Consider the following 18,761-nt stretch of genomic DNA (forward strand, 5'->3'; position numbering starts at 1 on the left):
CCGGCGGGCGGCGGTCTTACTTCTTCTTTTCCTGCGACGGCACGAAGCGCGTACGCACCGCCTCGGCCAGCAGGTCGGGCGGCAGCAGGCCCTGGGCGATGAGGAAGTCGTTGAACGCCTTGCGATCGAAACGCTCGCCGAGCCTGGTCTGCGTTTCCGCGCGCAATTGCAGGATGCGCAGGTAGCCGTAGAAGTAGGCGGTGGCCTGGCCGGGGGAGTTGAGCGTGTAACGATCCAGCTCCTGTCGCGCCATCGGTTCGGAGAGGCCCACGTCGTGCACGAGGATGTCGTGGGCGCGGTCGCGGTCGATCATGCCCAGGTTGAGCATGGGGTCGAGGAAGGCGCGCGCCGCGCGCAGCAGGCGGAACTGCAAGGCCACGAACTGGCCGGCCGGCGGCTCGTACGGCACCATCTCGGCCTCGGCGTACAGCGCCCAGCCTTCCACGTTGACGCTGTTGAAGGCGAACAGGCTGCGCGTGAGCGACACGCCCTGTTCCACCATCGCCGCGAACTGCAGTTCGTGGCCCGGGCGGCCCTCATGCGCGGTGAGGGTCCAGGCGGCGGCTTCGAAGGTGAAGTCGTCGTACATCTGCGTGTTGTCGCCGTCGGCCGGCGGGTTGCCCGTGGTGAGCACGAAGGTGCCGCGCTGCCCGGTGTTGTTGATGAACGGCGGCGGGTCCATGTGCGGCGCGGGCGTGCGCGCGTTCTCCGCCTCGGACGCCAGGCGCATGGCGAGCTGGCGCTTGGGCAGTTCGACGATGCGTTGCTTGCGGATGATGTCTTCGATCTTGCCGATCACCATGTGGTACGTCGGTTCGACCTTGTCCTTGGGCAGCTGCTTCTTCTTCAGCGCCTTGAGCACGTCGCGGTAATCGCCGTCGGGCAGGCCCTCGGCCTTGGCCACCACCGGCGCGAGGGACTGCAGCGCATAGGTGGTTTCCATGAATTCCAGCTGCGCGCGGGCGATGAGCTCGCGCGGCGCGATGTCCAGGCCCACCTGTTCGAGGTTGTAGGCGTACATCGGCTCGGGCAGGCGGAAGTCGGTGCGCCCGCGCGGCAGCACCGTGCTCTTCACCCAGGCGTTGTAATCCTTCAGCTGTTTGTCGAGCGTGTTCATCGCCTCGTCGCTGCCGGCCACCTTCTTCTCGGCGAACAGCTTGCGGATGCCGTCGACGTAACGCTGCGTGTTGCCCAGCTTCTGTTCGACGTCGGCCTTGACCGGGCCCAGCAGCGCCTTGTCGGCGAGCTTTTCGGTGGTGCGGGCGCGGGCCTCGTCGACCAGCGCCTTGCAGCCCGGGGCCATGCCCACGTAGCACTTCAGGCGGCCGAGGGCGGCCTTGTTCTGCTCCGGCGTGCTCTCGGCGTTGAGCAACGAGAACTCGCCGCTGAAGATGATCTGGCCGGCGTCGTACCAGGGCAGCATGTATTTCTTGTTGAGGTCGATGCCCTTGATGCTGGAATCGATCTGCTTGATGAGGATCTGCAGGTCCTGACGGACGTTGGGATCCTTCTCCCCGGCCAGGCGTTCGTCGTACTTCTTGCGTGCCGCGACCAGGTCGGCGCGCTGGCGGTCGTCGGCGCCGGCACTCAGGTCGGCGGTTTTCTCGTCGAAGCCCTTCACGCCGATGTCGGTGGCCGATTCGGGGCTGTAGCGGGCGGTGATGTCGAGCAGGAGCTGTGAATCGGCATTGCTGCGCGCGATCCAGGCCGGCGGTGTGGCATCGGCGTGCGCGGCACCGACCGCGAAGGTCACGGCGGCCGCGAGGGTCAGTCGTCGAAACATGGGTGTCTCCCCGGTGAACTGGGCAAGAGACTAGCCGCAAAGATCACCCGGGCAAATGGCCCATTCGGCAGATCAGCTGAACACGAGTGCCACGGCGGCCATGCCGATCATCAGGAACGAGATCACCCCCTTGGCCACGATGCCCACGAGCATGCCGAACCAGGTGCTGACGCCGACGTGGGCAGAACGCAGGATGCTCTTGCCGGAACACAACTCACCGAGGACGGCGCCCGCGAACGGGCCGAGCAGCAGGCCGGGGATGCCGAAGAACATGCCCACGACCGTGCCCGCCCCGGCGCCCCATAGCGCGCGTGGACTGGCGCCGATCTTTTTCGCGCCCAGCGAGGCGGAGACGAAGTCCAGCGCGACGCCGACGGCGCCCGCGATGCCGATCGCCACCAGCCAGCCCCAGCCGAGGTGCCGGTACTCGTCCACCGCCGCCGCCAGCCAGATGCCGCCGAAGATCATCGGGATGCCGGGAAGCACCGGCAGGATGGCGCCGGCCACGCCGCCGATCACCAATAGGGCGGCGAGCACGTAGAGGGCGATGTCCATCAGCGGAACGCCTCGCGGTACTCGGGTTTGAGGAAGGCCTCGAAGGCTTCGCTGGGCACGTCGATGGCCTGCGGACCCGCCGAATACGCCGCCACCTGGTAGGGCGGAAAGATGAAGGTCAGGCCGTGCACCTTGTCGTCGGGGCCGGTGAGCAGGCTGAAGACGCGGTAGTGATCCTTGCCCGGCTCGGTGCCCTCGTCGATCTGCCGGCTGTCGGAGGCCAGGGGTTCGTCCTCGTCGTCGAGCGAGCCGATGAGTTGCCGCCGCGCCTCGGAAGCGAACGCGCTTTCGGCCGCCTGAGGATCGGCGAACAGATCGCGCAGGCCCACCACGCGGTGCTCCTGCAGGTCGTAGGTGAAGCTGTCGAGGATGGGCGCCGGATGCGCACCGCCGGTGAAGGCCGAGCCGTCGACCTGCACGTTGATGAAGCGGTCGGTGCGCGAGGCCACGGCGATGTCGAGATTGAGGTCCCAGGGCAGTTCCCGCGCGCGCTGGCGAGCGCCCGGCGCGTCGAGGCTGCCGAGGAAGGCGCGTTTCTGGCGCTCCACGTAGTGGTCGATCGTGGAGCGCAACGGCGCGGCACGCTCGGGCAGCTCGGGCAGCGACAGCTCCATGGTGTAGAGGCCTTGCGCGTCCGATTGGGTATCCTTGTCGGCGTTCACCCGGGCGTGCGACGGCGAGTGCCCGCCCTGGTCGGCGCTCTCCTGGCAGGCGGCCAGTCCGGCGGTGGCGAAAGCCAACTGCAGGATGTGTCGCATCAACATGTCGGATTATCTCCCTGCAAGGCTCGCATCTTAGCGTAGCGTCGGACCTCTTCAGGGCATGTCAACGAATCGAAGGAACACCGTGCAAGCTGCGTCGACGGAAACCGTCACCCTGCTCAAGGCCGACGAACTGGGCCGTATCGAACGCGTGGAGCGCGGCGGCGTGCTGCTCATCCGGCGCGACATCGGCTCGGCCCGCTGGTGGGCCCGTGGCTTCGCCAGGCGTGCCGCGGCACGCGAGGCACGTGCCTTGGGCAAGCTCGACGGCATCGACGGCGTGCCTCGCCTGCTCGCATGGGACGGCCGCATCCTCGAGCGCAGCTACATGGCGGGGCTGCCCATGCAGCAGGGGCAGCCGCGCGACGCGGCCTATTACCGCAGGGCGCTGCGCCTGCTCGCCGTGCTGCATCGGCGCGGGATCGTGCACAACGACCTGGCCAAGGAGCCCAACTGGCTCGTGCGCGACGACGGCACGCCGGGGCTGGTGGATTTCCAGATCGCGTGGACGCGCGGCAAGCGTGGCGCATTGTTCCGCCTGCTCGCGCGCGAAGACCTTCGCCATCTGCTCAAGCACAAGCGCACGTACGCGGCGGATGCGTTGTCCGAACGGCAACGCGCCATCCTCGCGCAGCCGGCGCCGCATTCGCGCCTGTGGCGCGCGACGGGCAAGCGTCTTTACAAACTCATCGCGCGAAAGGTCTTCGGCTATTGGGACAACGAAGGGCAGGGGCGCGTGAGGCGTTGACGAATTCGCCGATGCGATCGGCTCCCACCCTTTGGTAGCAGCCTTCCTACCGAAGGGGTGGGAGCCGATCGCATCGGCGAAAAGCCACCGGAGCGGTGTCGCGTAAACCTATTTCTCGACGAACGCTCGCTCGATCACGTAATCGCCCGGCTCGCGCGTGCGCGGCGAGGCCTGGAAACCTTCGCCGTCGAGCAGCACGCAGATGTCCTCGAGCATCGAGGGGCTACCGCACAGCATCACGCGATCTTCCGCGGGGTTGAGTTGCGGCAGGCCGAGGGTGCGGGCCATCTCGCCGTCGGCGATGGCGTCGGTGATGCGGCCGCGGTTGCGGAACGGCTCGCGCGTGACCGTGGGGTAATAGATGAGTTTTTCCCGTACCAGCTCACCCAGGTATTCGTGGTTGGGCAGTTCGTTCTCGATGTACTGCGAGTAGGCCAGGTCGTTCGTGTGGCGCACGCCGTGGGCGAGCACGATGGTGTCGAAGCGCTCGTAGGTATCCGGGTCGCGGATGATCGACAGGAACGGCGCGAGGCCGGTGCCCGTGCCCAGCAGGTAGAGGCGCTTGCCGGGCTTGAGGTCGTTGAGCACCAGCGTGCCGGTGGGCTTGCGGCTCACGATCACCGGATCGCCGGGCTTGAGGTGCTGCAGGCGCGAGGTGAGCGGGCCGTCCTGCACCTTGATGCTGAAGAACTCCAGGTGCTCTTCGTAATGCGCGCTGGCGATCGAGTAGGCGCGCATCAGCGGGCGGCCGTCCACTTCCAGGCCGATCATCACGAAATGCCCGCTCTCGAACCGGAAACCCGGGTCGCGCGTGGTGCGGAAACTGAAAAGCGTGTCGTTCCAGTGGTGCACGTCGATGACGTGCTCGGTCGCCAATGCCACCATGGTGTATCGAACCTCGAAAACGAAAGGGCCACGACCTCACGCTGGGCGGAAGTCTCTGATTCGGCTGGGGAAGCGGCCAATTCGCCGCGCGCCTCGCGTTCGCCGCACTCACGGGGTGAGTGCCGGCGCAGGACGCCAAGGATACGGCATTGCGCGACGCGTCGCCGGACAGGCGTCTCGCACTCGTCTAAGATCGAGGGTCCGCCCTTCACACGACTCGATGGCATGACCCGACCCGACTACGCTCCGGGCCAGTCCTGGACTTACCGCACCCGGCCCGGCGAGGAAGACTCCCGCCTGATGATCCGCAAGATCGACGTCGAGCCGGAGGATGGCGAGGTGTTCCACGTGTCCCTGCCCGGCGTGAAGCTGCGCAACCACCGCGTGCCCGGGGGCATTCAGCCGGCGATGCACCATGCGGCCGTGTCGCGTTCGACGCTCGACAAGAGCGTGCTGGACGCGGCCGGTACCGCCGATGCCGACGAGAGCTGGCGCGATGGCTACGCCGTGTGGCGCCAGGCCTACGACAACGGCGACGCGGGCGTGTTCGACCTCGAGGTGAAGGACATCCTCGGCTACATCGAGATGGTGGTGGCCGCGTCGGGCGAAGCCCGTCCCTGAACGTGCCTGCCGAAGGGGTGGGAGCGGACCCTGTCCGCGAACCCTCAGGCGTGCCAGCAAACGAATGAGGCCATGCGGTGATCGTGCGAGCGGCAAAAAGCTCGCACGATCACCGCATGGCCTCATTCGCTATAGCAGCCTTGAGGGTTCGCGGACAGGGTCCGCTCCCACCCCTTCGGTAGCAGGGTACGGGCAAAAAAAGAGCGCCCGTCTTCGACAGGGCCCCCGGCCGGGGAGGCAGCCGGGGGGCGAAGGGGGCGCAAGTCACACAGGGATGGGTTTTATGCGTTGAAGCCGATCAGAAGTCGTAGGTGACTGCCAGGCGGGCGTAGCGCGGGTCTTGCGTGTACCAGGGCACGCCGAAGATGGGGTTCGGCGTATTCGGCTTGTCTTCGCTGGACGGATAGCGATACGTCGCGCGCTTCTGGTTGAGCACGTTGAACACGTTGGCCGAGAACGCCAGCTTCTGGTCCGCCCAGTTCGGGCGATAGGTCAGACCCAGGTCGAGCTGGAAGGTCCAGGGCAGTCGTCCCTGGGAACCCGGAGGGGCCGGCTGGCCGTTGCAGAAGTGGAACGTGCTGCCGTAGCTCACCGGTTCGCTGTGATCCGGACCGTAGTAGCCGAGGCAGATCTGCGGCGCGCCGGAGCTGGCCTGCAGGTTGCCGGAAGCCTGCCATTCGGGCGCGAACTGCCAGTAGCCGTACGCCTTGATGACGTGGGTGTGATCGTTACCGAGCACGCCGTTGGCATAATCCATGACCCAATGGTTGTCCCAGTCCACGCTGCCGGCGGCACCCGCCTGGCGGGTGTCGGTACGCGCCTGGCCTTCGGTGTTGCCGTAGGAGCGCGAGAAGACGTAATCGAGCTTGCCGTACCACACGCCGTCGAAGCTGTGCTCGAGGAACATTTCCAGCGAGTAATAGTTGCGCTTCGGCGACTGGAAGCCCATGTCGTCACGGGTAAGCGTCACGTCGTAAGGCTGGTTGTTGGCGTCGATCAGCGTAAAGGTATTGGCCTGGCCACCGTTGATCAGGTAGCAACTGTTGGTGCTGCTGATCGTGTGGCCTTCGGCAAGCGCCTTGTTGGAGACGAGGTCGACGTCACAGAAGTCGTCGATGACGCTGCGAAGCAGGCGGCGGGTGAACTTGGCGCCGTAGACCCAGTTTTGCCCAAGGGTCTTGTCGAAACCGAGGATGAACTCATCCTGATGTTCGGCTTTCAGACCCTTGCCGGCGACCGTCCGTGGATCGGGCGGGACGCCGTACGAATTGTTGCCCGACACCACGTCGCTGATTTGGGTGAGGTTGGTCGGAGCGCCGGTGACCGGATCGATGCCACCGTAGGTGTAGTACTGCTGAGTGGAGATATAGCCGGCGGCAGCGCCGGTGGCGGGGCTCAGCGGCAGGCCGAGGTAATAGCGGCCCGCGTTGGCGAAGACCTTGAACGAACCGTCACCGTTGACATCCCAGGACGCGCCGATGCGGGGGGCCCACTGCGGCTTGGTCTGGGTGATGAAGGCCTCGCCGAACGGGTTGTAGTCGGTGAACTGGTCGTTGCGCAGGCCGACCGACAACAACCACTTGTCACTGACCTGCCATTTGTCCTCGATGTACTGCGCCTTCTGATCGGAACGGACGCTCACGAGGCTGCCGGTGATGTTCCGGCTGACGAAATAACCGCTCTGTCCGTTCGGGAACAGGGCCGGCGCAGGCACGAAGTTGCGACCGGGCGCGTTGGAGATGGGGGCGTTGGGTGTCTCGGTGAAGCCGTAATCCCAGATGTAGCCAGGACCTGGGCTGGTCGTGCCGAAATCTTCGACGCGCGACTTCACGTTGTCGATGCCCACCGAGATCGTGTGGTCGCCCAGCACATAGGCTACGTCGAAGCGAAAATTCGTGGACTTGTTGCCACGGCCGGGAGAGCTGATATCTCCCACCTGGTTGTTGCGGATGGCATGTCCGCCGTTGAGCAACGGATTCTGCTTTGGCGAATCGTCGATACGGGCCAGGGTCGGGTCGTTGCCGCTGGGCTGGTCGTAGTTCTTCGAATCCATCTTGCCGTACAGGGCGCTGACGGTCAGGTTATCGGTGATGTAGCTGGTGTACTTGGCGATGTAGAGGTCGCCGCCGGTCTTCTTGTTGTTGTCCGGTCCGATCGCGTTGAGCACCTGGCGATTGTTGAAGTCGTAGTTGTAGCGCGTGCCGGAGCTCTCGCGCTTGTCCGACGCGCCGGTCACTTCGAGGATGTTGCTGTCGTTGATGTTCCAGTCGAGCTTGCCGTACCAGCGCGGTGAGCGGTAATCGTTCTTCTGTTCGGGCGTGTTGCTGCCCACGTCGTTGAGGGTGCGGCGATTCTGCTTCTCGAATTCACCGGCCACGAAGAAGAACAGCTTGTCTTTGATGAGGGGGCCGCCCGCGTACGCGCTCACCGTGGTGGTCCACGTGCGGTTTTCGCTCTTGGGCTGGTAAAGGTTGCCGGCCGGGGCGGAAGCCGGGGTGTGGGTGTAATACAGGTCGTCCTGGTGGGCACGGGCGAACGCCGGTTCCCACAGCACCTGCGCACCGAAGTGCCATTCGTTGGTGCCGCGCTTGCCGACCTGGCTGATCACGCCGCCGTCGGAGCGGCCGTACTGCGCGCTGTAACCGCCGGTGTAGACCTCCTGCTGGTCGATCGCGCCGTAGGGCAACTGCAGGCCGCCGAGCGCGTTGAGCGGGTCGGTGGTGTTGAAGCCGTTGATATAATAGGCGTTCTCGTTCGCCGCGGCGCCGCCGAAGCTGGCCACCGAGCGGCCGGTGTCGCTCTGGAAGTTGGCGCCGTTGTTCACCACGCCCGGCGCGAGGCGCGCGATGGCCTCGGCGCTACGGCCCAGCGGCAGCTTGGCGAGCTGCTCGGCGGTGACCACCGTACGCGAGTCGACGGTGGTGACGTCGATGTTGGGCAGCGCGGTGCCGGTGACGGTCACGCCGGAGAGGCTCGTCGCGTCGCCGGCGGTGGCGGCGGGAGCCGCGAACGACACGTCGGTGCTGGCACCGACGCGCAGCGTGACGTCCTTGCGGGTATCGATGACGGCGCCGTCGCGCATCAGGGTCACCGTGTAGGTTCCCAGCGGAAGCTGCGACGCCGAGTAGCGGCCACGTTCGTCGACCGGCACCTCACGGCGGAAGCCGGTGCCGCTCTCGATCACGATGCTTTCGTTGCCGCCCGCCGGCACGCTGCCGTTGAGGCCGCCGGTGGTGGACTGCGCGTGGACGACGCCCGCGCCGGCCAGACAGGTGCAGATGGCCAGGGCGAGTGCCTGCCTCCGCGAGAGAAACTGGTTGTTCAAGTGCCTTCCCCGAAAATGATGTGCCCGGTAAAAACGCGAGCACGGAACAACGGGTGGTTGAACGACGTCTCTCCCCGACGAAAGCTCCCCGACCCAAGTCCGCGCTCCGTCGCGTTCATTTGTCTCGATCCAAATGAACTTTCGCAAGATTTACAGGAGTGGGGCGAAGATGTCCATAACCCTTCGAAAGTTTTCATATGGACGTCCATACGAAACACGGTTGTGCGTCGCAGCAAAAAAAGACCTAAGTGGCGGTTTAGATGGATATTCGTCCAAACCATTCGCCCCTCCGCCGGGTCGCGAGACGGTTGCCGACGTGAAGGGACGAGGTCTCGCCCGGCCGTCGTCATTCAGTTTGGATCGAGGCAAATCCCATGCCAACCGCTCGCCGGGGATCGGACGTCCTTGCGCGCCCGATCCTTCGATTCGAAGCTTTATTCCTCAAGGGAAACCGTGCCTTGGGGCCTCGTCCGCAAGCCCCTGCGAAATCCGGGCTTGCCAGCGCAGGCCAAGAAACTAGACTAGGCGACTATCGAAAAGGGGCGGATCAGGCGGGCATGAAGATCGATGGCGGTCGCGGCAACCGCACCGAACCGGTGATGCTCAGCGAAGCCGCGGAGCGGCTGCGCAATCCCCGTATCGACCGCATCGTCGCCAGTTTTCGCGAGTACCGCGTCTCGCTCATGCGGGTGGTCATCCTCGGCTTCATCCTGGTCTGGACCGCGGCCTGGCTGCATGGCCCGGCACCCATGGCCGTGGAAGCGAACCGTGCGTTCCCCCTGGCCACGGGGCTCTTCGTCGCCGCCACGCTGTGGATGCTTTGCGTGCGCGCCGCCCGCGGGCTGCGTCGCCGCTCGCTCATCGATGCCCTGGGTACCGTCGCCAATTACGTGATCGTGGCGGTGTTGCTCAAGGCGGCCTTCATGCTGGTGATCACGTTGACGGCCGTGTTGCCTTTCCTGTCGGTGGCGGTGGGCGTGCGCTATAGCCGGCGTGCGTTCGCGGCGAGCGTGATGGCGTCGGTCGCCGTGCTCGCGATCAGCGCGCCCGACGGTTACTGGATAGCGCGCCCCGCCTATGCGCTCTATGCGCTGGCGCTCGTGATCGTGTTGCCGATGACGCTCTATCGGCTGATGGACGCGCTGCGCGAGGTGTCGACCGAGGCGATCGCCTCGCGCGAGGCTCAGCATCGCTTCATCTCGATGATGAGCCACGAGATGCGCACGCCGCTGGGCACCGTGATCCATTCGGCGTCGCTCATCGACACCGGCGTGATGGACGAAGACCAGCGCCGCCTGGTCTCCCTGCTCGAATCCAACGCCAACGCGCTCCTGCACCGCGTGAACGCCGTGCTGGACGTGGCCTCGTTCGCCGGCGGTCGCTTTAGCCTGCGGCAGCAGCCGTTCACGTTCGACGAAGTGCTCGTCACGGTGGGGGCGGTGTGCCGGCCCCTCGCCGCGGACAAGCACCTCGCGTTCACCGTGTCGCGCGACGCGTCGGTGGAGGGCGTCTTCAACGGCGATCCGGGGCGCATCGAGCAGGTGCTTTCCAACCTCGCGTCCAATGCCGTGAAGTTCACCCCGCCCGGGGGATCGGTGGACGTGCGCGTCGAACTCGTGGACGGGGCCGCCGTCCGGGACCCGACCATCGTGTGCACCGTCGTCGACACCGGCATCGGCATCGCCGATGCGGACAAGGCGCGCATCTTCGATCCCTTCCACCAGTTGAGCGCGGGCGAGAGCCGGCGCCAGGAAGGCGTGGGCCTGGGCCTGTACATCGTGCGCAACGTGTCCGAGCAGATGGGCGGACGCCTCGAGGTAGCCGACAATCCGCTCGGCGGCACGGTGTTTACCTGGCGATTTCCGCTGTCGCGGGCGCCGGTCGGCGTGCGCAGCATCGCCGGGATGCCGCTGGTCGAACTGCTCGACGAACATCGCGGCCGCGTCGCGCGCCAGCGCTGCCTGGTGGTCGACGACAACGCCGCCAACCGCGAGATCGTCGGGCGCATCCTCGAACGCGCGGGACACGTCGCCACGTTCTGCGCCAGCGGCGACGAAGCCCTGGCGCGGCTGGCCACCGATACCTTCGACGTGATCTTCATGGACCTGCACATGCCGGGCAGTTCCGGCTGGGACGTGCTCGGTCGCATCGATTCCGCCCGCCGCGCCGGGGAGGTGCCGCCCATCGTGATGCTCAGCGCCGATTCGAGCCACGATGCCGTCCGCATCGCCTTCAAGGCGGGGGCACGTGCGTACCTCACCAAGCCCATCGCGGCGCAGCGCCTGCTCGACGTCATCGAATCGGTGGCCGGCGAGCGCGTACTGGAGAGCGCCGCGAGGGCGTGGCAGTCGGTGCCCGAGGTATCGGCGACGGCGGATAGCGGCGCCTCGCCGCTGGACGACATGCGCGCGCTCACCAGCGCGGAAGAGTTCGCCGACTTCGTCGCGCTCTGCGCGCAGGCGACCGAAACCCATGTCGAGGCGTTGCGCCTGGCCATGCTGTCGCGGGACATCGCGGGCGCATCGGAGGCCATCCATGCATTGCGCAACGTGCTCGGGAATCTCGGCCTGCCGGGAGGCGCGAGGGTATGCGACGACCTGACGGTGCTGGTGGACGCCGGCGGCGACCTGCGGGCCGCCCATGCCGAACTGGATGCGCTGGCCAGGTCGGTGCGCGCATTCGCCGCGCGCCAGCGTATGGTGTCGGTTTCCACCGAGAGCGCCAACGCTTGAGCACACTGGACGACCTGGCCCGCGGCATCGATGCCCGCGAACGCGCGATACCCGGGCTGAAACCCGACAACGAAGCCCGCATCGTCTTCGTCGACGACACCAGGGCACGGCGCCCGCTTTCGGTGGTGTACCTGCACGGATTCACCGCGAGCCAGGCCGAAGGCGCCCCGGCGCATCGCGACATCGCACGGGCCTGCGACGCGCACCTGTACCTGGCGCGCCTGCACGGGCACGGCAGCGACGATCCCGAGGCCATGGCCGGCGCCACGCCCGAGCGCTGGATGGCCGACGCCGACGAGGCGCTGGACATCGGCCTGGACCTGGGTGAGCGCGTGTTGCTGGTGGGCACGTCGATGGGTGCCACGCTCGCGCTCGACCTTGCCGCGCGTCGCGGCGCGTCGGTGGCCGGCGTGGTGACCTGGTCGCCGGGCATCCGCGTGCACGACCCGGCCCAGCTGGAGGCGGCGCTCTCGCTGAGCGGTGCCATTCCCGCCGATGGCGAGCGTACCGATTTCCAGCGGCGCTACTGGTCGCAGATGATCCATAGCGACGGCATCCGCGCCGTCGCCCGGCTGCTCGCCGAGCGCATGCGCCGGGACATCCTGTGCGAGATCACCTGCCCGGTATTCATGGGGCTGTGGGACGGTGGGGAGGGCGATCGCGACACGCTGACCTCGGTGCGGGCGATGCGCGACGCGTTCGGCTGGCTCGGTACGCCGGGCGATCGCAAATCCTTGCAGGCCTACGATCACGCCGCGCACGTGCTGGCGTCGCCGGAGCGGTCGCCGGCGGCGCGGCACGTGGAGAACGACACGCTCGCCTTCCTGCGCGCCATGCGCATCGCCCGGTAGCGCGTTTCAGCCGCGACGCGAATCGAGGCGCGCGCTATCTTTGCCGCCTTTACGGACGGAACCTCCCTTCGTGCGCGTGTTGCTCGCCATCGCCAGATCGGGATTCGTCGGGCTCGCGCTGTGGGCCTGGGTGGCCTGCGCGTGGGCCGTCGACAGCCGTGAGCGCGACATCGGCCAGTTCATGCACAGGGCGTGGACCGTGCGCGACGGTGCGCCGGGGCAGGTGACGGCCCTGGCGCAGACGGCCGACGGGTATCTCTGGCTGGGCACGCCCGTGGGTCTGTTCCGCTTCGACGGCGTGCGCTTCGAACGCTTCCGACCGCGCGAAGGGGGCGATTTCCTCGCCTCCGCCGTGTCGTCGCTCTATGCGCCCCCGACGGGCGGACTATGGGTGGGCTTCCGGTACGGCGTGGTCAGCTTCGTCGACGCCGACGGCGTCGCCAGCCACTACGCGGCGGGCTCGGGCCTGCCCACCTCTACGGTGTATGCCCTGGGCGGTACGCCCGACGGGCGCATCTGGGGCGCCACCTTCAACGGCCTGGTGATGCTGTCCGGCAAGCGCTGGCGCGTCGTCAGTCCGACGATGGGCCTGCCCGGCCGGCGAGCCAGGAGCCTCATGGTGGATCGCGAAGGGCGCCTGTGGGTGGCCACCGAGGAGGCGCTGGCCTGGCTTCCCAACGGCGGCGAGCATTTCACGGTCGCCACGCGCGGCATCGGACGGGTCAATCGCATCGCCGAGGCGCCGGACGGCAGCATCTGGGTGGCGGAAGACGACGGCGGCGTGCGTCCGGCATGGGCCGGCGAACGCGACCCGGACGACATGGGTCCCACCCTGAGGCTGGCCTCGGCGGGTTTGCTGTTCGACCGCGACGGCGCCTTGTGGATGCCCACGCTGGGCGACGGCATCCGGCGTATTACGCACGTGCGCGACTGGCCGCGCCAGGTGATCGACGCCACCGGGAGCGTGGCCCAGCGATTCGTCGAACGCGACGGCCTTTCCTCCGATTACGCCGATGCGGTGATCCAGGACCGCGAAGGCGACATCTGGGTGGGCGGCACCCGGGGACTGGATCGTTTCCGCGTAAGCCGGTTGACGCCGGCCCCGATGGTGTCGGGTGGCACCGACTTCGCGATCGTGCCGGCGCAGGGACATGGCGTATGGGTGGGCAGCAAGAACCGGCCGCTGATGCGTGCGGAGGCGCATTCGATGTCGTCCACGCCTTTTACCGAAACGATCACCGCGGCATCGCGCGATGGTAAAGGCGTCTGGTTGGCGGGCCCGTCGGGCATCTGGCGCATGAAGGACGACGTGCCGAGCCTGGTGTCGGCGTTGCCCTCGTCGCAATACACCGGAGTGCAGGCCATCGAAGGCGACGGTGCGGGAGGTGCCTGGGTTTCGATCAACCGCCCCGGCCTCTACCACTACGCCTCGGGCCGGTGGGCATTCGATCCGCTGCCGCCGATGGATGGCGAACAGGCGCCGCTGTTCCTGCATCGCGACGGGCGTGGCCGGCTGTGGATGGGATTCGCCCGCAACCACCTGGTGATTCGCGATGCCGGGCGAGACACGCTGCTCGGGCCCGGCGACGGCGTGGCCATCGGCAACGTGGTGGCCTTCTGCGAAGGCCATGCCGTCGACTGGATCGGCGGCGAGTTGGGCATCGCTTCGATCGCCGGCACCGACGTGCATACCGTGCATACGCTGGGCGAGCCCTTGCGTGGGGTGTCGGGCATGGTGAGGGACGCGCGCGGCGACCTGTGGATCAACGCCGCGCAGGGCGTGGCCCGCATCGCGAGCGACGACCTGGACCACGTCGCGCGGGATCCCGCGTTCCGCCCGCCGGTGGAACTGTTCGACTTCCTCGACGGCCTGCCGGGCACGCCGCCGCCGTTCCGTCCCGTGCCGTCGGCCGTCGTCGCCGACGACGGCCGTCTATGGTTCGCGACCACGGCCGGCATCGTTTCCATCGATCCGCTCAACGTGCCGCGCAACGCGACGCCGCCGCAGGTGCACATCACCTCGGTATCGACCGACATGGGCAGCTGGCCGGCCATGCCGCCGCTGCGGCTGCCCGCGCGCACGGAGCGCCTGCGCATCGACTACACCGCCACCAGCCTGGGCATGCCCGAGCGCGTGCGTTTCCGCTACCAGCTCGACGGCATCGACACGCGTTGGCGCGACGCCGGGAGCGAACGGGAGGCCGTGTATACCGACCCTCCGCCCGGGCATTACGTGTTCCGCGTGACCGCGGCCAACGAGGACGGGGTGTGGAACGAACAGGGCGTCGAGCTGGCGCTCGACATCGCCCCGGCCTTCTACCAGACATGGTGGTTCCTGGTGCTGTGCCTGGCGGCGGCGATGGCGGCACTCTACGTCGCGTACCTGGTTCGCGTGCGGCGGATCGAGGAGGCGTTGCGCGCGCGGCTGCAGGAACGCCACGCGGAGCGCGAGCGCATCGCGCGCGAGCTGCACGACACGCTGCTCCAGAGCATCCAGGGCCTTACGATGCGTTTCCAGGCGATCGCCAACCGCGTGCCGGCCGGGGAGCCGTTGCGCGTCTCGATGGAGCTGGCGCTGGATCGGGCCGACGAGGCCCTGGTCGAGGCGCGCGACCGCGTGCGCGGCCTGCGCACGCATACGGTCGACTCGCGCGGTCTCGCGGTCGCGCTCGAAAAACTCGCGCTCGCCTATGCGGACGAACACACGGTGCCGATCGGCGTGGACGTTCGCGTCGACATGACCGGCATGGACCGCCAGGTACGCGACGAGCTTTACGGCATCGCCCGCGAGGCGTTGCACAACGCGGTGGCGCACGCCGACGCCAGCCGCATCGACCTGGTGCTCGACGTCGAGGGGCGCGATCTCGCGTTGCACGTGTGCGACGACGGCCGCGGCATCGACGACGTGGTGATGCGCGAAGGCCGCGAAGGCCATTGGGGGCTGCGCGGCATCCGTGAGCGCGCCGCCGCCATCGGCGCCGAACCGACCATCGCGTCCCGGCTCGACGGCGGCACCGTGGTCTCGGTACGCGTGCCGCTGGAACGCGTCTTTCCGCATCGCGGGCACTGGTTGCGCCGTCGTTTTTCGCGGCATCGTCGCCGGTGACCGCCAGCGACCTCACTTTGCTGCTCGATCGCCTTGCCAGGGACGACGGCTGGCGGCTGCCGGACGCCTTTCTCGAACGTGCCGACCTCGCCGATCGACTCGACCTGCTGCTTCCCGGCGACACCGCCTCCGCCGAGGTCGCGCGTGCGGCGCCATTCCTCGCCGCCATGGAGGCCAGCGACGCGCGTCTGTTCCAACGCTTGCGCGAGGCCATCCGCGCGGGACGTGGCGCCCTGGCCATGGCGCCCTGGCTGCGTTCGGGGGCGTCGGAGGGTCAGCACTACGACGCCCTGGATACCTTGTTGGCCGGCGTGCTCGCCATCGACGAGCCGATGGCCGACGATCCCGTTCCGCCGCCGGGCATGGTGTTCTACCAGCCGACGCCCGCGCGGCACATCCTGGATTGCGTGCGGCGCGCGGGCATCGGCCGCGACGATGTCGTGCTGGATCTCGGTTCGGGCCTGGGGCACGTGCCGATGCTGGTGAACATCCTCACCGGTGCGCGAACCCGGGGCGTGGAGCGGGAGCCGGCCTACGTGGAAAGCGCCGCGCGCGCCGCGGACGCGCTGGGCTTGCGCGGCGTGTCGTTCCTCTGCGCGGATGCGCGGGACGCGTCGCTGGACGACGTGGACGTGGTCTACCTGTTCACGCCGTTCGTCGGCGGCGTGCTGGCCGATGTGCTGGTTTCGCTCGAGCGTGCGGCGCGGGCGCGCCCCTTGCGCATCGCGACGCTCGGTCCCTGTTCGGCCACGTTCGCGCGGCAGGCGTGGCTACGCGCCGATGCGGCGACGAGCCCCGATCGCGTGGCGGTGTTCCGTTCGGTCAGCGGTGGCCCGGATTGAAGTGACCGGTGCCGCCGCCGACGGAGATGCTCACGCCGCCGGTGGGATGGTCGCAGCTGCCGAACGCCTGGCTCAGGTTGACCACGCCGGATTGGAAATCGCCGCTGCGGCCATGGCTTCCGCTCATGACGCCCGTGCTCACGCTGCCGTGGACCTGGGGCTTGTTGTAGGTGGCGTCGTCGCAACGTGGCTCGTCGTCGGCGATCGCGGTGTCGGCCATGCGGCCGCTGGTGTCGCCGTAGTAGGTGCCGGGTGGATCCTTCGGGCGCGACGGCGTCACGGCGACGCTCTCGCCGCTACCCCGGGGCGCGCCGGCCGTCGTGCCCGCGTGCGCGGGGGCGGCGGCCGTGGCCGACGAGGCCGGCACGTAATCCGGCGGCAACTTGAGGTTGAGCGGGCGGGACGCGTCCTGGGCCATGGCCCCGACGGAAACAAGGAGCAGGGCGGCGAGGGCGAGGGTGGGCTTCATGTCGGGCTCCGGGGGATGCGTCCTGGAACGCGCGAGGACGCGTCCGGTGTACTCGACTTGGAGTGTAGGAGGAATGCGTAAGTTCCGTCGGTGCCATCCCGGCCTCACGGCGCTGGGCTCCCGCGTACGCAGGAGCGACGAACTCCACGATTCGACGGCACGCGAGAAACCTCACGTCGCTCCTGCGTAGGCAGGAGCCCAGCGCCTCGCGTTGGAAAGCGCGGGAACGTCAGGCCGGTTCTTCGTCCGGGCGCTCCGACGGCGCCTCGCCCAGGCGCACCTTCAACGCGTCGATCTCCCGGCGCAGGTTGCGGTTTTCGGCCTCCAGGTCGGCGATCTGCTCGCGCAGGGCCTTGACCTCGTCCGTGGGTTTTTCCCGAGGCTTGCGCTTCGACTCGCGCACGCGTTTGGCGGCCTGTTTGAGTTCGTCGTCGCCGGCCGAGGCGGCCGCGCGCTGTTCTTCCTCGGGCAGGCTGGCCACGGCGGCGGCCGCGCTGATCGACAGGTGGCCCGACTTCACCGCCGCGACCACCTCGGGGGCGGCCTCCTTGCGGATCTTTTCGATCATGCCGACCTGGTTGCTGCTGATCCGTGCCTCGCGGGCGATTTCCTTGCGGCTTTCGGCGGGGTTGGCGCGCGGCGGTTTCGGCTTCGCGGGCTCGGCTCCCGTGGTGTCGAAGGGAACGCCGTCGTCCTGCGCCGGCTCGGCCGACGCGCGACGGGACGCCAGGATCTCGCGCTTGCGCAGGGCCAGCACGCCGCGCTGGAAGTCCGACACGCTGCGCCGGCCCAGGTGTTGCTCGATCATCCACAGGTGCACGTCGTCGATCGACTGGAACCGCTCGTTCTGCACCGTGTTGAACGGGATATCGTGCTTGCGGCAGATGCCGTAGCGGTTGTGGCCGTCCACGAGCGTATCGCCCCACAGCACCAGCGCGTCGCGGCAGCCTTCGGCAAGCAGGCTGCGCTCCAGCGCCTGGTATTCGTCGGGCGTGAGCGGATCGATGTAGGCCTTCAGTTCTTCGTTGACGACGATATGCATGGACGGGCGAGGGATGAAGCAGGCGGGGGCGGCATTCTAGTGGCTACGGGGCGGACGTGCAGGTGCCGCGCCGCCGCCCAGGTGCAAGGCCTTGCGTCCTCTCGTATTTTCGCTTTCGCGGCAGGTTGGCGCCCGGCGGGGAGGCGATTACACTCCGGACGATTCACGGCATGGGGGACGGGGGATGACGATGGACACGGTCGAGATCAAGGCTTTCGTGCCTGCCCGGGACTTCGGGTTGTCCCAGCGGTTCTACCAGGACCTGGGCTTCACGCTCGCTTCATCGTCCCACGGCGTCGCCTACCTCCACGCCGGCGATTGCAGCTTCCTGTTGCAGGATTTCTACGACGAGACGCTGGCCGAGAACTTCATGATGCACCTGCTCGTGAAGGACGTGGATGCCTGGTGGCGTCACGTGTCGTCCAGCGACCTGGCGGCGCGCTATGGCGTGCGTGCCGCCCCGCCGCAAGACAGGCCCTGGGCCATCCGCGACTTCACGATCCACGATCCGTCCGGCGTGTTGTGGCGGATCGGGCAGAACATCGGCAAGACGCGCGCGAATCCTGGGGAGTGACGTCATGGCCACCTCTGCATCCACGGGTAACGACGCCCCGGCGCTGATCGACGCACGTATCGCGCAGCTCGGCGACTGGCGAGGCGATGTCCTGGCGAAGGTGCGCGAGCTCATTCACGAGGCCGCTCCCCACGTGGTCGAGGAATGGAAATGGCGGGGCACGCCGGTATGGTCACTCGGCGGCATCCTCTGCACCGGCGAAACCTACAAGGCCAAGGTGAAGCTGACCTTTGCCAAAGGGGCCTCGCTTAAGGATCCCTCGCGACTGTTCAACGCGAGCCTCGACGGCAACGCGAGGCGTGCGATCGACATCGGCGAGAACGACGAGATCGATCCGAAGGCCTTCAAGGCGCTCGTTCGCGAAGCGGTGGCTTGGAACGCCGACTCGAAAAAGAAGGCGCGCTAGGGTCCGGCCTGCGCACGATGGGGAAGGCCGCCCCTTGAGGAGCGGGCTTCCCTGGATGGGC

At 67.7% G+C, this 18,761-nt stretch carries 15 protein-coding genes; 8 read left to right on the forward strand and 7 right to left on the reverse strand.

Annotated features, from left to right (window positions below; all coding sequences use genetic code 11):
- Positions 1 to 16: 16 nt before the first annotated feature.
- The 3 genes from L2Y94_RS03615 to L2Y94_RS03625 all read right to left on the reverse strand — a co-directional run bounded on the left by L2Y94_RS03615 (position 17) and on the right by L2Y94_RS03625 (position 3,102).
- Positions 17 to 1,783 (reverse strand): DUF885 domain-containing protein, encoded by a 1,767-nt coding sequence (locus tag L2Y94_RS03615; RefSeq protein WP_247373179.1) that lies wholly within the window; start codon positions 1,781 to 1,783, stop codon positions 17 to 19.
- A 72-nt stretch (positions 1,784 to 1,855) separates the two neighbouring features.
- A complete protein-coding gene (locus L2Y94_RS03620) occupies positions 1,856 to 2,338 on the reverse strand; it encodes a DUF456 domain-containing protein (protein WP_247373181.1) in 483 nt (160 codons plus the stop codon).
- Positions 2,338 to 3,102 (reverse strand): DUF3298 and DUF4163 domain-containing protein, encoded by a 765-nt coding sequence (locus tag L2Y94_RS03625; protein WP_247373182.1) that lies wholly within the window; start codon positions 3,100 to 3,102, stop codon positions 2,338 to 2,340. Before L2Y94_RS03625 ends, L2Y94_RS03620 begins: the two co-directional genes overlap by 1 nt.
- Before the next feature lie 82 nt (positions 3,103 to 3,184).
- Here L2Y94_RS03625 and L2Y94_RS03630 point away from each other — a divergent pair, with 82 nt between their 5' ends.
- Positions 3,185 to 3,847 carry a protein kinase family protein gene (locus L2Y94_RS03630; RefSeq protein ID WP_247373183.1) on the forward strand — a complete coding sequence of 221 codons (663 nt, stop codon included), beginning with the start codon at positions 3,185 to 3,187 and terminating at the stop codon, positions 3,845 to 3,847.
- A gap of 108 nt (positions 3,848 to 3,955) precedes the next feature.
- On the opposite strand, the gene L2Y94_RS03635 is transcribed toward L2Y94_RS03630, so the two are convergent.
- Entirely contained in the window at positions 3,956 to 4,732 is a 777-nt protein-coding gene (locus L2Y94_RS03635) for a ferredoxin--NADP reductase (RefSeq protein WP_247373184.1), read from the reverse strand.
- A 225-nt stretch (positions 4,733 to 4,957) separates the two neighbouring features.
- Here L2Y94_RS03635 and L2Y94_RS03640 point away from each other — a divergent pair, with 225 nt between their 5' ends.
- Positions 4,958 to 5,353 (forward strand): hypothetical protein, encoded by a 396-nt coding sequence (locus tag L2Y94_RS03640; protein ID WP_247373185.1) that lies wholly within the window; start codon positions 4,958 to 4,960, stop codon positions 5,351 to 5,353.
- 298 nt (positions 5,354 to 5,651) lie between these two features.
- On the opposite strand, the gene L2Y94_RS03645 is transcribed toward L2Y94_RS03640, so the two are convergent.
- Positions 5,652 to 8,678: a TonB-dependent receptor gene (locus tag L2Y94_RS03645; RefSeq protein WP_247373186.1), complete on the reverse strand. Its 3,027-nt coding sequence runs from the start codon at positions 8,676 to 8,678 to the stop codon at positions 5,652 to 5,654.
- Between the two features lie 557 nt (positions 8,679 to 9,235).
- Between L2Y94_RS03645 and L2Y94_RS03650 the strand changes: the two genes are divergently transcribed.
- The 4 genes from L2Y94_RS03650 to L2Y94_RS03665 all read left to right on the forward strand — a co-directional run bounded on the left by L2Y94_RS03650 (position 9,236) and on the right by L2Y94_RS03665 (position 16,209).
- Entirely contained in the window at positions 9,236 to 11,410 is a 2,175-nt protein-coding gene (locus tag L2Y94_RS03650; RefSeq protein ID WP_247373187.1) for a hybrid sensor histidine kinase/response regulator, read from the forward strand.
- Positions 11,407 to 12,261: an alpha/beta hydrolase gene (locus tag L2Y94_RS03655; protein WP_247373188.1), complete on the forward strand. Its 855-nt coding sequence runs from the start codon at positions 11,407 to 11,409 to the stop codon at positions 12,259 to 12,261. Before L2Y94_RS03650 ends, L2Y94_RS03655 begins: the two co-directional genes overlap by 4 nt.
- A 70-nt stretch (positions 12,262 to 12,331) precedes the next feature.
- Positions 12,332 to 15,367 carry a sensor histidine kinase gene (locus L2Y94_RS03660; protein ID WP_247373189.1) on the forward strand — a complete coding sequence of 1,012 codons (3,036 nt, stop codon included), beginning with the start codon at positions 12,332 to 12,334 and terminating at the stop codon, positions 15,365 to 15,367.
- Positions 15,364 to 16,209 (forward strand): class I SAM-dependent RNA methyltransferase, encoded by an 846-nt coding sequence (locus L2Y94_RS03665; protein ID WP_247373190.1) that lies wholly within the window; start codon positions 15,364 to 15,366, stop codon positions 16,207 to 16,209. The genes L2Y94_RS03660 and L2Y94_RS03665 overlap by 4 nt, the downstream gene beginning before the upstream one ends.
- Here the strand turns inward: L2Y94_RS03665 and L2Y94_RS03670 are convergent.
- Together L2Y94_RS03670 and L2Y94_RS03675 are read right to left on the reverse strand one after the other, a co-directional pair.
- The gene (locus L2Y94_RS03670) at positions 16,190 to 16,678 is read right to left on the reverse strand and encodes a hypothetical protein (protein WP_247373191.1); all 489 of its coding nucleotides are present in this window, start codon (positions 16,676 to 16,678) and stop codon (positions 16,190 to 16,192) included. The genes L2Y94_RS03665 and L2Y94_RS03670 overlap by 20 nt on opposite strands.
- Positions 16,679 to 16,907: 229 nt before the next feature.
- Positions 16,908 to 17,720: a plasmid replication/partition related protein gene (locus L2Y94_RS03675; protein WP_247373192.1), complete on the reverse strand. Its 813-nt coding sequence runs from the start codon at positions 17,718 to 17,720 to the stop codon at positions 16,908 to 16,910.
- 184 nt (positions 17,721 to 17,904) lie between these two features.
- On the opposite strand from L2Y94_RS03675, the gene L2Y94_RS03680 reads away from it, so the two are divergent.
- Both L2Y94_RS03680 and L2Y94_RS03685 read left to right on the forward strand, forming a co-directional pair.
- Positions 17,905 to 18,294 carry a VOC family protein gene (locus tag L2Y94_RS03680; RefSeq protein ID WP_425602432.1) on the forward strand — a complete coding sequence of 130 codons (390 nt, stop codon included), beginning with the start codon at positions 17,905 to 17,907 and terminating at the stop codon, positions 18,292 to 18,294.
- A 4-nt stretch (positions 18,295 to 18,298) separates the two neighbouring features.
- Complete coding sequence (locus L2Y94_RS03685) at positions 18,299 to 18,700, forward strand: DUF1801 domain-containing protein (protein WP_247373193.1); 402 nt, start codon at positions 18,299 to 18,301, stop codon at positions 18,698 to 18,700.
- Positions 18,701 to 18,761: the final 61 nt, after the last annotated feature.

The sequence above is a fragment of the Luteibacter aegosomatis genome, assembly GCF_023078455.1.
Classification (GTDB): Bacteria; Pseudomonadota; Gammaproteobacteria; order Xanthomonadales; family Rhodanobacteraceae; genus Luteibacter; species Luteibacter aegosomatis.